Origin of the sequence: Flavobacterium amylolyticum (assembly GCF_048284335.1) — a bacterium.
GTDB lineage: Bacteria > Bacteroidota > Bacteroidia > Flavobacteriales > Flavobacteriaceae > Flavobacterium.
Genome location: NZ_JBLVPG010000002.1, coordinates 585083 through 597435 on the forward strand (window position 1 = coordinate 585083; position 12353 = coordinate 597435).

General features: G+C 33.2%; 13 protein-coding genes. 7 read left to right on the forward strand and 6 right to left on the reverse strand.

Annotation, left to right across the window (positions count from 1 at the left end; genetic code table 11):
- Positions 1-26 precede the first annotated feature (26 nt).
- The 4 genes from mobC to ACNQF9_RS08740 all read left to right on the forward strand — a co-directional run bounded on the left by mobC (position 27) and on the right by ACNQF9_RS08740 (position 3995).
- A complete protein-coding gene (mobC, locus tag ACNQF9_RS08725; protein ID WP_417990041.1) occupies positions 27-2027 on the forward strand; it encodes a conjugal transfer protein MobC in 2001 nt (666 codons plus the stop codon).
- A 93-nt stretch (positions 2028-2120) separates the two neighbouring features.
- Entirely contained in the window at positions 2121-2411 is a 291-nt protein-coding gene (locus tag ACNQF9_RS08730; protein ID WP_417944495.1) for a helix-turn-helix domain-containing protein, read from the forward strand.
- Positions 2412-2460: 49 nt separating this feature from the next.
- Positions 2461-3717, forward strand: a complete 1257-nt coding sequence (locus ACNQF9_RS08735) for a type II toxin-antitoxin system HipA family toxin (protein WP_417990042.1) — start codon at positions 2461-2463, stop codon at positions 3715-3717.
- A gap of 152 nt (positions 3718-3869) precedes the next feature.
- Positions 3870-3995: a hypothetical protein gene (locus tag ACNQF9_RS08740; protein WP_417969217.1), complete on the forward strand. Its 126-nt coding sequence runs from the start codon at positions 3870-3872 to the stop codon at positions 3993-3995.
- A gap of 267 nt (positions 3996-4262) precedes the next feature.
- Here ACNQF9_RS08740 and ACNQF9_RS08745 read toward each other — a convergent pair whose 3' ends face one another.
- From ACNQF9_RS08745 to ACNQF9_RS08755, 3 genes are read right to left on the reverse strand one after another with little or no spacing between them, the layout of a single operon-like run.
- Positions 4263-4937 (reverse strand): hypothetical protein, encoded by a 675-nt coding sequence (locus ACNQF9_RS08745; RefSeq protein WP_417990043.1) that lies wholly within the window; start codon positions 4935-4937, stop codon positions 4263-4265.
- Positions 4915-5922: an adenylate/guanylate cyclase domain-containing protein gene (locus ACNQF9_RS08750; RefSeq protein ID WP_417990044.1), complete on the reverse strand. Its 1008-nt coding sequence runs from the start codon at positions 5920-5922 to the stop codon at positions 4915-4917. The genes ACNQF9_RS08745 and ACNQF9_RS08750 overlap by 23 nt, the downstream gene beginning before the upstream one ends.
- Before the next feature lie 2 nt (positions 5923-5924).
- Positions 5925-6425 carry a Pycsar system effector family protein gene (locus tag ACNQF9_RS08755; RefSeq protein ID WP_417969214.1) on the reverse strand — a complete coding sequence of 167 codons (501 nt, stop codon included), beginning with the start codon at positions 6423-6425 and terminating at the stop codon, positions 5925-5927.
- A gap of 121 nt (positions 6426-6546) precedes the next feature.
- Between ACNQF9_RS08755 and ACNQF9_RS08760 the strand changes: the two genes are divergently transcribed.
- The 3 genes from ACNQF9_RS08760 to ACNQF9_RS08770 are packed head-to-tail and all read left to right on the forward strand — an operon-like array spanning position 6547 to position 8333.
- Positions 6547-7230 (forward strand): RNA polymerase subunit sigma, encoded by a 684-nt coding sequence (locus tag ACNQF9_RS08760; protein ID WP_417990045.1) that lies wholly within the window; start codon positions 6547-6549, stop codon positions 7228-7230.
- On the forward strand, positions 7220-7558 hold the full coding sequence (locus tag ACNQF9_RS08765) for a hypothetical protein (protein WP_417969212.1): 339 nt from the start codon (positions 7220-7222) through the stop codon (positions 7556-7558). The genes ACNQF9_RS08760 and ACNQF9_RS08765 overlap by 11 nt, the downstream gene beginning before the upstream one ends.
- Entirely contained in the window at positions 7521-8333 is an 813-nt protein-coding gene (locus ACNQF9_RS08770; RefSeq protein WP_417969211.1) for an ImmA/IrrE family metallo-endopeptidase, read from the forward strand. The genes ACNQF9_RS08765 and ACNQF9_RS08770 overlap by 38 nt, the downstream gene beginning before the upstream one ends.
- Before the next feature lie 522 nt (positions 8334-8855).
- Here the strand turns inward: ACNQF9_RS08770 and ACNQF9_RS08775 are convergent.
- The 3 genes from ACNQF9_RS08775 to ACNQF9_RS08785 form a co-directional block, all read right to left on the reverse strand.
- A complete protein-coding gene (locus tag ACNQF9_RS08775; RefSeq protein WP_417990046.1) occupies positions 8856-10937 on the reverse strand; it encodes a type IA DNA topoisomerase in 2082 nt (693 codons plus the stop codon).
- A gap of 21 nt (positions 10938-10958) precedes the next feature.
- Positions 10959-11999, reverse strand: a complete 1041-nt coding sequence (locus ACNQF9_RS08780; RefSeq protein WP_417990047.1) for a DUF3945 domain-containing protein — start codon at positions 11997-11999, stop codon at positions 10959-10961.
- Positions 12000-12120: 121 nt separating this feature from the next.
- Positions 12121-12333: a hypothetical protein gene (locus tag ACNQF9_RS08785; protein WP_417990048.1), complete on the reverse strand. Its 213-nt coding sequence runs from the start codon at positions 12331-12333 to the stop codon at positions 12121-12123.
- Between the last annotated feature and the right edge of the window lie 20 nt (positions 12334-12353).

The following is a 12353-nucleotide window of genomic DNA, read 5'->3' on the forward strand; positions in this document are numbered from 1 at the left end:
CTAGTTACATTTTTAACTTTTTGATTATGCAAGGAGAAGACGATTTAAGAGGACTCGCGAAAATAATGGCTTTTATGCGTGCTGTAAGTATCCTTCTAATACTAATGCACTTTTACTGGTTTTGTTATAGTTTTTTCTTAGAGAAGGGCTGGACGTTACAAGTAATTAATAAAATACTGGGTAATTTCCAACGTATTGCAAGCCTATTCTCTCATACCTTATACACTAAGATTTTTGCTTTGGTATTGTTAGCATTAAGTTGTTTGGGAACAAAAGGAGTCAAAAACGAAAAAATTACTTGGTCTAAAATAGCTATTGCCTCAATCATTGGATTTATTCTTTTCTTTCTGAACACAGCACTGCTGAAGTTATCCGCTGATTTAGCTATTTCGTTATATATCATGAGTACCTCAGCGGGCTATATTTCGTTAATGATGGCTGGAGTTTGGACCAGTAGACTATTGCGTACCAATCTTATGAGCGATGTTTTTAATAATGAGAATGAAAGCTTCATGCAAGAAACCAAATTGATGCAAAACGAATATTCCGTTAATCTGCCAACCAAATTTTATTACAAAGGCAAATGGAATGAAGGATGGATTAATGTTGTAAATCCATTTCGAGCCTCCATAGTTTTAGGAACACCTGGATCTGGAAAAAGTTATGCCATTATAAACAACTATATCAAGCAGCATATCGAAAAAGGATTTTCAATGTACATCTATGATTTCAAATTCGATGATCTTTCTACCATTGCGTATAATCATTTATTAATACATTCAGACAAGTATACCGTTAAACCAAAATTCTATATTATCAACTTTGATGATCCAAGCAGAAGTCATCGTTGCAATCCTATCAATCCAGATTTTATGACAGACATCTCAGATGCTTATGAATCTGCTTACACTATTATGCTAAACCTTAACCGCAGTTGGATACAAAAGCAAGGCGATTTCTTTGTGGAATCTCCCATTATATTACTAGCCGCTATTATTTGGTTTCTTAAAATTTATCATAATGGAAAGTACTGCACGTTTCCACATGCCATTGAATTGCTCAACAAGAAATATGTTGATGTTTTTACCATCCTTACTTCCTACCCTGATCTCGAAAATTATTTATCTCCGTTTATGGATGCTTGGCAAGGTGGCGCACAAGATCAATTGCAAGGACAAATCGCTTCCGCAAAAATTCCCTTGTCTCGAATGATTTCACCTCAACTCTATTGGGTAATGACTGGCGATGACTTTTCATTGGACATCAATAATCCGGATGAACCTAAAATTCTTTGCGTGGGAAACAATCCCGATAGGCAAAATATTTATTCTGCTGCCTTGGGTTTGTACAATTCTAGAATTATAAAACTAATCAACAAGAAAGGAAAATTAAAAAGTTCTGTGATAATTGATGAGTTGCCAACGATATACTTTAGAGGACTAGATAATTTGATAGCCACAGCTAGAAGTAATAAAGTAGCGGTATGTTTGGGATTTCAAGATTATTCGCAACTGACACGTGATTATGGCGACAAAGAAAGTAAGGTGATCCAAAATACGGTGGGTAATATTTTTAGTGGTCAGGTTGTGGGAGAAACGGCCAAAAGCTTATCAGAAAGGTTTGGCAAAGTATTACAGAAACGCCAGAGTCTAACCATCAATAGAAATGACAAATCAACCTCAATATCTACACAACTAGACAGCTTGATACCAGCATCAAAAATCTCCACGCTTACGCAAGGTGTGTTTGTGGGAGCTGTTTCAGATAATTTTGACGAACGCATAGAACAGAAAATTTTCCATTCTGAAATTGTGGTAGACAATGAAAAAGTAGCTTCCGAAACCAAAGCTTATAAAAAGATACCTGTTATTTTACCTTTCGTTGATGAAAACGGACAAGATAATATGAAAGTCGAAATTGAAGCTAATTATAAACAGATTAAGCGTGATATTGTTCTTATTATAGAAAGTGAATTGGAACGCATTAAGAATGATCCTGATCTGCAACACTTGGTGCAAGTGGGTTGAAATCAATGACTTTAATTAGAATAAACCTTTATTAAATGTTTGTTATTATGTACATATTCGCTATTTTTGTTCATATTAATGAACATTTTTAAAATGAGTGCAAAAAAGCAAGTCTTATTCCCTAAACACCAACTCCTTTTAGAGCAAATGGGTGAGAATATTAAATTGGCTCGAAAAAGAAGAAAGCTCACTGCAGTACAAATTGCCGAAAGAGCCGATATTGCTAGAACCACTTTATACCAAATAGAAAAAGGAAACTCTAGTGTGGCTATAGGTGCCTATTTTAATGTTCTTAGAGTACTCGGTTTGCAAGACGATTTTTTAAAAATAGCTGCTGACGACGAACTAGGAAGAAAACTTCAAGACCTCGAACTATTAAAGTAATCCCTTGCTAGAAACAAATTAAACTGATCACTCATTCAAAACACAAAACATGACACAAAGTAAAACCGACATCTACGTTTACGCCCATTGGCAAGAAATGAAGGAACCTAAATTAATAGGTGTCTTATCTGCACAACAAGCCAAAGGTAAAAAAGCATTTAGTTTTGAATACGATAGAAACTGGCTCAAAACTGAACAAAAATTCCTTTTGGATCCAGACATTCAATTATATGCTGGTCCACAATACCCGAACCAAAAAGAAAACTTCGGCATTTTTTTAGACAGCATGCCTGATACTTGGGGACGCACCTTAATGAAACGCCGAGAAGCCCAGCTTGCTAGAGAAAGGAATGAAAAGCCAAAAACACTCTATGATATTGATTTTCTATTAGGTGTATATGATGAAAGTCGTATGGGAGCATTCCGATTTAAAATTGAAGTTAATGGTGATTTTTTAGATAACAATAAAAACGCTTCTACCCCGCCATGGTCTTCTATCCGAGAACTCCAAAATGCAGCAGCTAATTTCGAAAACGACAAAGATAATGAAGAGGTCAATAAATGGCTATTTGTTCTTATGGCGCCTGGATCTTCATTAGGTGGTGCAAGACCCAAAGCCAATATTTTAGACAACGATAAAAGTCTTTGGATTGCTAAATTCCCCTCCAAAACAGATACTGTAGACAAAGCAGCTTGGGAATTTTTAGCCTATAAATTGGCCACTAGTGCTGGAGTTGATATGGCACCCTGTCGAATAGAAAAAATCATGGGCAACCATCATACTTTCTTTACCAAACGCTTTGATAGGGAGAAAGGTGAAAGAATTCATTTTGCTTCGGCTATGACAATGACAGGCAACAATGAAGATACTATAAGAGATAATCCCGCAAGTTATTTAGATATTGCCGAATTTATTAGTAATCAAGGTGCAAACGTAGAAGAAAATCTTCACCAACTATGGCGCAGAATCGTTTTTAATATAGCCATTTCTAACACCGATGACCATTTGCGTAACCATGGATTTATTTTAACCAAAGAAGGTTGGCTACTCTCCCCTGCTTACGATCTTAACCCCTCCATAGACAAAGATGGTTTGGCTCTCAATATTGATATGGACAACAATGCACTGGATTTTGAATTAGCTAGAAGTGTTGGAGAATATTTTAGATTGAATACTTTACAAATGGAAACCATAATTCAAGAAGTTTTACAAATCACAACCAACTGGAAAACCATAGCCACAGAAATAGGAATTTCTAGAGCCGAGATGGAACTGATGGAAAAGGCTTTTAATCTTAAGTTATAATTCATACAAGATCTTTGTTTTGAACCTAAGATTATTTCTTTAAAAAAATTGTTAATAATACCTGTATAAAATGTTTAAATAATACTAAGCTGATAGTAAAACTTAAATTTTTTTTTATACATTTGATTAACAACGATTTAAAATACAGAAACATGGCACTTAAAACTGGACCAAAAAGAATAGCAACATCTACTGGACAACCTGATAAACGTCAACGTGATAATAAAGATACGCTTGGTAACACGCCTTCACTAAAACCACCTAAAAAGAAATCTTAATAAAATTTTTATTTTTTGAAATAGGAATATTGTAAGTTATAGTAGCTGTTTTTTACACCTGCAAATAATGACATACCTATATTTGTTTATTTGAAAAAAACTTAATTGAATCTATAAAGTTTATTGAATATATCAAATCTATTTGATAACAATATCTTAAACAAAAAAAGATTCAAACATTTAGCCTAATCGTTTAAGTAAAAATACTTAAATAAATACCACTAGTTTTTATTTTCTTTCATTTTCCTTTTAAAAATAAAGAATTAATTACAATTTCTCGACTCCCTTTATTTTAATTAGTTTTCTTAACAGCCATTTTAATGCCATTAAATCAACTTCAATTCGTGATTTGGATAAAAATTTAATAATAGTATACGTTTGTAAATGGCATCGTTTCAATTTTTGTCTTTTACCACAAAAACAAGTATCATTCCTATTCATTCTATTCTTATTAAGAAAAGATAAAAGCTCAAATATTCCTTCAATACTATCTAATTCAAAAAGTTCTCTATAGTACTGCAAAATTCCTTCAGCACCATGGTCATAATCTCCGTTTGCCCATTCTTTCTCAATATTAAAATATAGCTGATTCGCTAAATAGGGAATAACATATCCCAAAAAGAAATCCTTCATAGAAATTCCCTTCTGACTTATCAAATCTACTTCTTGTAATGAGCAAACACAACAACTTTCATCCTCATTAAAATGACGATCAGGAATATGTTCCAACTTATTACTAGTTTCAAACATCAATGGAAATCCGTATGGATAATTCCTTGGAATAACTACATCAATATCAAAACTATCTACATAATTATTTGCAACATCAAATATGTCGATTTCACCACTTACCGTTTTCTTTTTATCTCTCTCAATTAGTTTGAGCTTCGGAAACATCACCAAAACTTCATGTATATCTTTATCTAAACTTAACTTTTGCATAGGGTCTGTTTTTACCCACAATTTCTTTTAATGAAGCTATAGTTGGGATAGTTGCTAATTGAGGCTTAATAGTGATTTCTCCTGTAACAGATGTTGCAATATGTTGCGAAGACTTTAGATATTTAAGCCAATCAAACACGTATTGTGTATAATAAAATGCATTATCTTGATCTGAAAAAATATACCTTTTAGCCTCCACTACAGTATAAAACAGTGTGTCAAAATTAGCTTTATCTTTAACATATTGACCAACAACAATCTCATTGCTTCCTGCAAATGCCTGCATTTTTGCAGCTAAACTTGTATGTAGACTATAAGTAGCTATTTCACTAGTATTTTCTTTACCAGCCACACCCCACAAGACCTTATCATCGTCTCCAAAATCGACACCGATTTTTGTAAAAATTCTTTCTATACCATGTTGCTCAAAAACGCTTTTCAAATCATTTTTAACAAAATAACTGAATAAACTTAAAGCGGTAAGACAGTGTTGTGTTGATTTAGTTTTATCAATATTTTTTCCTCCAAAATAAACAAACAAACCATCTCCCTGAATCCTTTGTATAAATCCTCCAAAAAGCTGACAGACATTTATAGCTGCCAATTGAATAGTATTAGTGATTATCATATTCGTCTCTTCGTCGTACTTTTTGAAAAGATTTGTTGATCCTTTAATATCAATAAATGCAGAAATTATATAATGTTTCTCTGTATCTGTTGTCCCCTTTAAATGATTAAAATGCGGATGGTGACCAATAATTTGATTATCAAAGGGAATAACTCCCATCTTATTTGCAATTCCAACCAAATCAGTCGAAAGAGATAATTGTGATCTATTACTCATATAGTCACTCATAGTATATTTGCCGAGAGATCCATCATTTGAAAATGTTGCATAGGCTCGTGATTCATTTAAGTTCTTATAGTTTTCATTTCTGTTAAGAGCTTTTTCAATAATTCTTTGGTATTCTGAAAATGTATTCATAATTATATAAATTTTGTTATTAATGTTACTAAGTAGATAAACAGGAAGATAAATTCGACAATAATGATTCTTCCAGCATAATAAAGTTTTTGATATTTCCCTTTTAGACCTCCCGCCAAACTGTAGGCCTGACATGTAAGGTCTAATAGTAATTTTTTATCCGATATAGCATTGATCTTTTCTGCATACTCTTTGAAGGTGTAATTGGTGACATCTTGAAAAAAAATAACTGAAGCACTTTTTTCCGAAGCACTTTTAAGGTAAGGAGTGATTGCAACTAATGTTATAGTTATACTTAAAACAGCTAATAGAGCAATAATCGCCATGATAATAAGTGCAAAATGCGTAACATCTTCTGGTTTGGTTGAAGCTGCAATTGTAATAATACCTGCAAGTATAGCAGTATTGAGAGCAAGGTAAAGATTGCTTTTTGTTTGGGTACTTTCAATATAGTTGTCGAAACGACCAATAATGAATTTTATTTGTTCTAATTTTTCTTTCATTTTTTTTTAAAATATTTTTTTGTTATGTTAAATATCAAACTTCAAATCTTATATTTGAGAAGTATATGAGTAAAGCCTCACTCATATACCAAAACCGTTACTAACGCTTTTAGGTTTATAGATGGAAACTGAATTAAATAGTAAGATAGATTTTGATAAAATTTGTAGTTCTGAACTACTGGATTATATTTCCTTTAAAACAGAATATCAAGAAGAAGCAGAATATGCTTTTATTGAATTTTGCCGTCGCTTTGAGAAAAAAGTGATTCAAAAAGCTGAAATATATTCTTCGAAATTTGGTTATAGTGCTGTAGTCGCTTTGGAAATAGCACATTGTGCTTTTGCTCGTGTATGGAAATACCCAAGTTTTAACTTAAAAAAAGCTAAAAGTAAAGATGTTAGTAAAGCTATATTATTATGGCTATACCCGATAATGTATACACAACTTGTAAAATATGGTGAACAAAACACTTGTGCAGATCCTACAGTCGACGAAGATCTATCAATAATTACTGATTTAGATGGGCTTGTTAATATAAAATCTCACAGTGATGATATAGAACACAAAAAGAATCTGAAAATTAAGCTAGAAATTTTAAATAGTGCTTTTGTTGGTCTAAGTGAAAAACAAAAAATTATTTATCTAACATATAAAGCATACGAAGTACCTGGTAAAAATATTCCGAGAAGTATCAGTAAAAAATTGCAAGATATACTTGAACTAACTCAAGGTACAATAAGATTATATAAAAGAGATGCTAATCTTCATGTCGACAATTATATAAAGCAAAGAAATGGCAGATAATAAAAAACAAATTTTCGATTTAGAAACTCTAGATTATTATCTAGGTTCAACTGGCTTTATATGTCCTATCAATGAGCAGCAACTAGATTTATTTGAAAAACTATATGAAGATTTTGATTTTAAACTAAAAGACGCAACAATTGATGTGGCTTCTATTATAAAAAATCAATTAACTAAAAAATCAGTAATTCAACTTTCAAATCATAATAATCCAAATGAAATAAATGAATTAAAGATGGCAGCTAGAAAAGGCAGTCAGGGTTTATCACAGGATGTTATTGATAAAATGTATGGAAAGCATCGAAAAAAATCAGATGATCAAGAATAGTTCACTTTTAGGTATTAAACATTTAGCTGAATCAATAGCTTTAGAATTTTCTGAAATAATTACCCCTTTAGATAAAATTCTTGCTGAAGAAGAACTAGATTTATTTTACGACTCATACGGAGATAGTTTTGATGGCATGACAATTTATGATAATTCTCAGTTTTTTATCCACGTAAATATTGTTAAAGGAAATAGACCAAACACACCTAGGTCTCGTTTTACAATAGCGCATGAACTAGGGCATTATTTCATAGATAAGCATAGGATTGGTCTAAAAATAGGACTTCTAACTCCTCATCCATCCAAAAACAATGAAAACACACATTTTAAAATAGAAAGAGAAGCTGATTATTTTGCTTCATGTTTATTAATGCCCGAAGAAAGATTTAAAAAATATATTCAGCGAAAAAAATTCGAATTTTCAATGATCAAATCTTTATCAGAACATTTTCAAACAAGTATCACAGCTACGGCAATCCGTTTTGCAGATATTGGAAACCATCCGCTTATGATTGTTTTTGGAGGAAATGGAGAAATAAAATGGAAATGGAGCAGCGATGATTTCCCTTTCAAATATTTACTGTACAATGATAAAATTCCTGAGAATTCTGTAATGGGTGAATATTTTCAAAAAGCAAGAATTCCAAAAAATACAGAAGATGTTTGGCCAATTGATTGGTTCAATTATGTAAAAGATCATGATGTTCATAGAAAATTTAAAGAACATTGCATTGCTCATAAACACTTAGCATTAAGTATTATATGGGAAGTATAATAAACATATAATTTTTGGTGGTAAACTTCCTCTATCAAAAAATTTGGCATTAATTCTAGGACATTTTAAATAGTAGTTTAATTTTTGCTATTCCTCTCTTATAACAAATCAATCAGTCTCACTCCAGTCATTCTCTTTGCTCCGTTCAGCTACTCCAGTCGATATGCTTTCATGATTAAGGTGTAAACGAAATCTGTTTTTCGGCACACCTACCCTTCGCAAGCACTTCACAACCCATAAAAAAAACAGCAGCTTAAAAATAAGCAGCTGTTTTTTTCAGGCTGTTCCGTTCCTCAGCTCCGCACGTTCATTCCTTGCGGCTTATATAAGCAGAATAAAGCTTCATTGCTCTGCGCTGCGTTTCTACGCTCCACTGCGTTCCAGCCCTATCCTGCTTACAGCCTCTTTTTAATAATTTGAGTTGTTACTCAAATCTCTTAGATTAATCTTCTACTACGAGAACTGCAGCACTTACGTATAGTTACATTTTACTAAATAATAACCAGAGATCAGTCAACCACCTTATTTTCCTTTCTTCTTTTGAGGAAAAATGAAAGAAGTCTCTCCACCTTCATCCATAGAAATAAAAGCATCAAATTTCTTACCTGATTTACTTATCATCCCTTTTAAGAGATTGGTCTTTCCCGTAGTTATTAATGTTTCCAAATCCACAAGACTGAGTTGCATGCCACATATATTTCTGAACTGAACCCAATTACAATTTTCGTCCTTGCATTTTACCAACTTGTCCCGAATAATCAATTTTTGGACCTTACATTTTGGACAAATTAGCTCCCGATGTCGCTCTACTTCTATTACTAAATCAAGTATTTCTTGTGTTAAAGACCTTGTGAAAGTTTCTATTTCTTTCTGGAAGGTAACTAAATTCGATTCCTTATTCTCTATTTTGTGCAAAGCTAGTTCCCATTTTGCAGTCAATTCTACATTGGCTATATTTTTATCTTTTACCAATTCATAGACCTTTAGTCCTTTTTCTGTCGGCAGTAGTAATTTCTTATCGCGTCTGACATATTCCCTTTTAAAAAGCGTTTCAATTATGGCTGCTCTAGTAGCTGGAGTACCTATTCCTACACCTTGTATTATTTTACGATCCTGCTCATTTTCAATCTGATTGCCTGCATTTTCCATTGCAGAAAGCAAGCTTGCTTCCGTATGAATAATTGGTGGTTTGGTTTTCTTTACCAATACTTTTGCTGTCTTAATCTTTACTTCATCACTAATTTTTAGTGCTGGTAATTCTTGAAGTGGATCTTTATCTTCATCGCTAAAATCACCTTTAATAACTCTCCAGCCTGCATCTAGAATTTTAACTCCTTTTAATCCAAAATCATAGTGTGCCACCTGTAGTAAAATGTTCGTTATTTCTTTAGTACAAGCAGGAGAAACTGATTCTAATAATCGATAGGCAATCATTTCGTAAATTGCCTTCTCCTTGGCTGATAAAGCCGATGGTATTTTATATGTTATCAATATACCATGATGATCGGTCACTTTTAAATCGTTTACGATCCGTTTATTCAAACGGTTCAATTTCATTTTAGCACCTATAGCTTTGAATTTCTCAATCTCTTCCGCAATCCTTATCAACTTAGGAATTTCTTCCCACAAGTCTTCAGGAATATATTTGCTCCCAGTACGTGGGTAACTAATGAATTTCTTCTCATAAAGACTTTGAGCGATATTGAGCGTTTCCTCAGCCGTTAGATTTAACCTTATGTTAGCTTCCTTCTGTAATGCTGTAAGATCAAATAACAATGGAGGCTGCTCATTAACTGTTTTGGTTTCTGTGGCAATCACTGAAGCCTTTCCATGTTTATGCAATGTTTTCAATACATACTCAGCCTTTTTACCTTCATCCCATTTAAGTGTAGAAAGACTTTTAAAATCAATGTATTCTTTGTTATGCTCTAAGTCAATTTGCCAATATGGTTCAATTTTGAATGACTGATTTTCTAAAAAACGTTTGCAAATTAGTGCAAGTGTTGGTGTTTGAACCCTACCCAGCGAAAAAATACCTCCTCCACTTGTAACAGTTAAAGCTTGCGACGCATTGATTCCTACTAACCAATCGGCACGGCTCCTTCCTACTCCCGCATCATGTAAACTATCAAAATCTTTTCCTGATTTCAGATTCTCGAATCCTTTAAGAATTGCCTTTTCAGTTAATGAACTAATCCACAATCGTTCGAAAGGTTTTGAGCAGTTTAAATATACATAGATGTACCGAAAAATAAGCTCGCCTTCTCGTCCTGCATCGGTAGCCACAATAATACTATCGCAGTTTTTAAATAGTTGATCAATAGTATTCAGTTGTTTCAATGCCCCAAGATCACGAATATAAGTCTTGTCTTTTTTCACTTTACGTACTGTCAATAAGAATGGATTAGGCAATATGGGCAAAGCTTCTCTTTGAAACCCACTAATTCCATAATCTTCCGGCATGGCTAAAGACACTAAATGTCCGAACGCCCAGGTTACCTGATATCCATTTCCCATCAAGTAACCTTCTTTCTTTTCTGTAGCTCCTAACAACAGAGCAATCTCCCGAGCAACACTTGGTTTTTCTGCAATTACTACTTTCATGTGAACAAGTCTTTAGGGTAATTACATTTTTCTACCTTTAGCTTTAGCAGCTACTTTGGGTTTCTCCTGCTGTTCTTGCTGTTTTGTATTATCAGGATTATTCTGCTTGCTTTTCAAAGGCTCTTTAATTTGCTTAGTCGTCTCGTTGGTTTTACCGTCGGAATTAACTGCAACCTGTGTTTTACTTTCTTCTTTAGGTTGTGCTTTCTCGTTTAGTTTATTGGGATTATCGAAAGAAAAACTTGTTTTTCCACTATCCTTATCGAATGTGACGTAACCTTGGTATTCTTTTCCCTTCTTATCAAGCAAACCGCTTACATAAACTGTTTGCCCTTCCTTAAATTTTTCGAATTGTGCAGTATCTAGTTCTTTCCCACGAAAGGTTTTTGGAGCTTCAATATTTTGCTTTTCAGCTTGCTTGTAGCTACTTCCTCTATCGAACAAAAACTCAACATATCGCTTATCTGCATTAAACTGTACTGAGGTATTAAAAGGTTCTCCATTTTTAGAAATCATACCTTCTAAATACAATGGTTTGCCTTCTGACAATGTAGTTTTTTGTTGATCATCAAGCTTAATGCCTTTGATTTCTTCTGGAACTTTAATGAGGGTTGTACGTAGCGCAATGAGCTCATTAGTTAATTTGTCAATGCTTATAATTGATGGAATTGTTTCTCCGGTTTTGGGATTTGCCAAGTCAACTACTCGCCCCATATTTCCATTTTTCAACAAATTATCTTTATCCTCTTTTGTAAATTCATGGCCGAAGAACTTAAAATGCAATTGGGGTTCTTTTCGAATTCCGTGGATTGCCAACACCAGTTGCCCGTCTTCTTTTGCTTGCAACGAAAGCCTAGCATCCATTTTAGTGATTGAAGTCCCTAAATCAAGAGTGACAGGAACTAGTTCATTGGTCTTGTAGCCTTTTAGCAAAGGTTCTAGGACATTCATTTTTTCAAGTCGTTCTTTGGTTAATCCCAGATTAGACATTGATTTCCAATCGATTTGTTCTACTTTGTAACGGTTTTCTCCCGCTTCTGTTGCGTTCTGTGTTGATTCCATAATATTTAGATTTTAAAAGTTGATATTAGTATTCGGGCTATTTCTAAAACTACTCCCTTCAGAAAAAGAGTAACCTTATTTATTATTTTCTGTTCTACATAAATGCTTTTAGAGGTTTGTATTACTTTTTAAAATCAGAAAAAAAGTCTGAGAATAAATCACCTTGTTTGTCCACGCGCTGAAAATGTTTTTCCTCTTTTTCGCCTATGGCTGTAGGCAATTCCATAGAATCGATTTTTACTATATCTTGGGATTTATTTTTACTATTATTAATCTTTACTTCTTTAGAAAAAGAACTTTTTCTTTTAATCTCTTCATGTATATCCTTCTTCATTACTTTTTCGTTTAAAAATT

Bases quoted from the DNA above. Each gene is read 5' to 3' on its own strand.
- mobC (WP_417990041.1), top strand. From the start codon at position 27: ATGCAAGGAGAAGACGATTTAAGAGGACTCGCGAAAATAATGGCTTTT.
- ACNQF9_RS08730 (WP_417944495.1), top strand. From the start codon at position 2,121: ATGAGTGCAAAAAAGCAAGTCTTATTCCCTAAACACCAACTCCTTTTA.
- ACNQF9_RS08735 (WP_417990042.1), top strand. From the start codon at position 2,461: ATGACACAAAGTAAAACCGACATCTACGTTTACGCCCATTGGCAAGAA.
- ACNQF9_RS08740 (WP_417969217.1), top strand. From the start codon at position 3,870: ATGGCACTTAAAACTGGACCAAAAAGAATAGCAACATCTACTGGACAA.
- ACNQF9_RS08745 (WP_417990043.1), bottom strand. From the start codon at position 4,937: ATGCAAAAGTTAAGTTTAGATAAAGATATACATGAAGTTTTGGTGATG.
- ACNQF9_RS08750 (WP_417990044.1), bottom strand. From the start codon at position 5,922: ATGAATACATTTTCAGAATACCAAAGAATTATTGAAAAAGCTCTTAAC.
- ACNQF9_RS08755 (WP_417969214.1), bottom strand. From the start codon at position 6,425: ATGAAAGAAAAATTAGAACAAATAAAATTCATTATTGGTCGTTTCGAC.
- ACNQF9_RS08760 (WP_417990045.1), top strand. From the start codon at position 6,547: ATGGAAACTGAATTAAATAGTAAGATAGATTTTGATAAAATTTGTAGT.
- ACNQF9_RS08765 (WP_417969212.1), top strand. From the start codon at position 7,220: ATGGCAGATAATAAAAAACAAATTTTCGATTTAGAAACTCTAGATTAT.
- ACNQF9_RS08770 (WP_417969211.1), top strand. From the start codon at position 7,521: ATGGAAAGCATCGAAAAAAATCAGATGATCAAGAATAGTTCACTTTTA.
- ACNQF9_RS08775 (WP_417990046.1), bottom strand. From the start codon at position 10,937: ATGAAAGTAGTAATTGCAGAAAAACCAAGTGTTGCTCGGGAGATTGCT.
- ACNQF9_RS08780 (WP_417990047.1), bottom strand. From the start codon at position 11,999: ATGGAATCAACACAGAACGCAACAGAAGCGGGAGAAAACCGTTACAAA.
- ACNQF9_RS08785 (WP_417990048.1), bottom strand. From the start codon at position 12,333: ATGAAGAAGGATATACATGAAGAGATTAAAAGAAAAAGTTCTTTTTCT.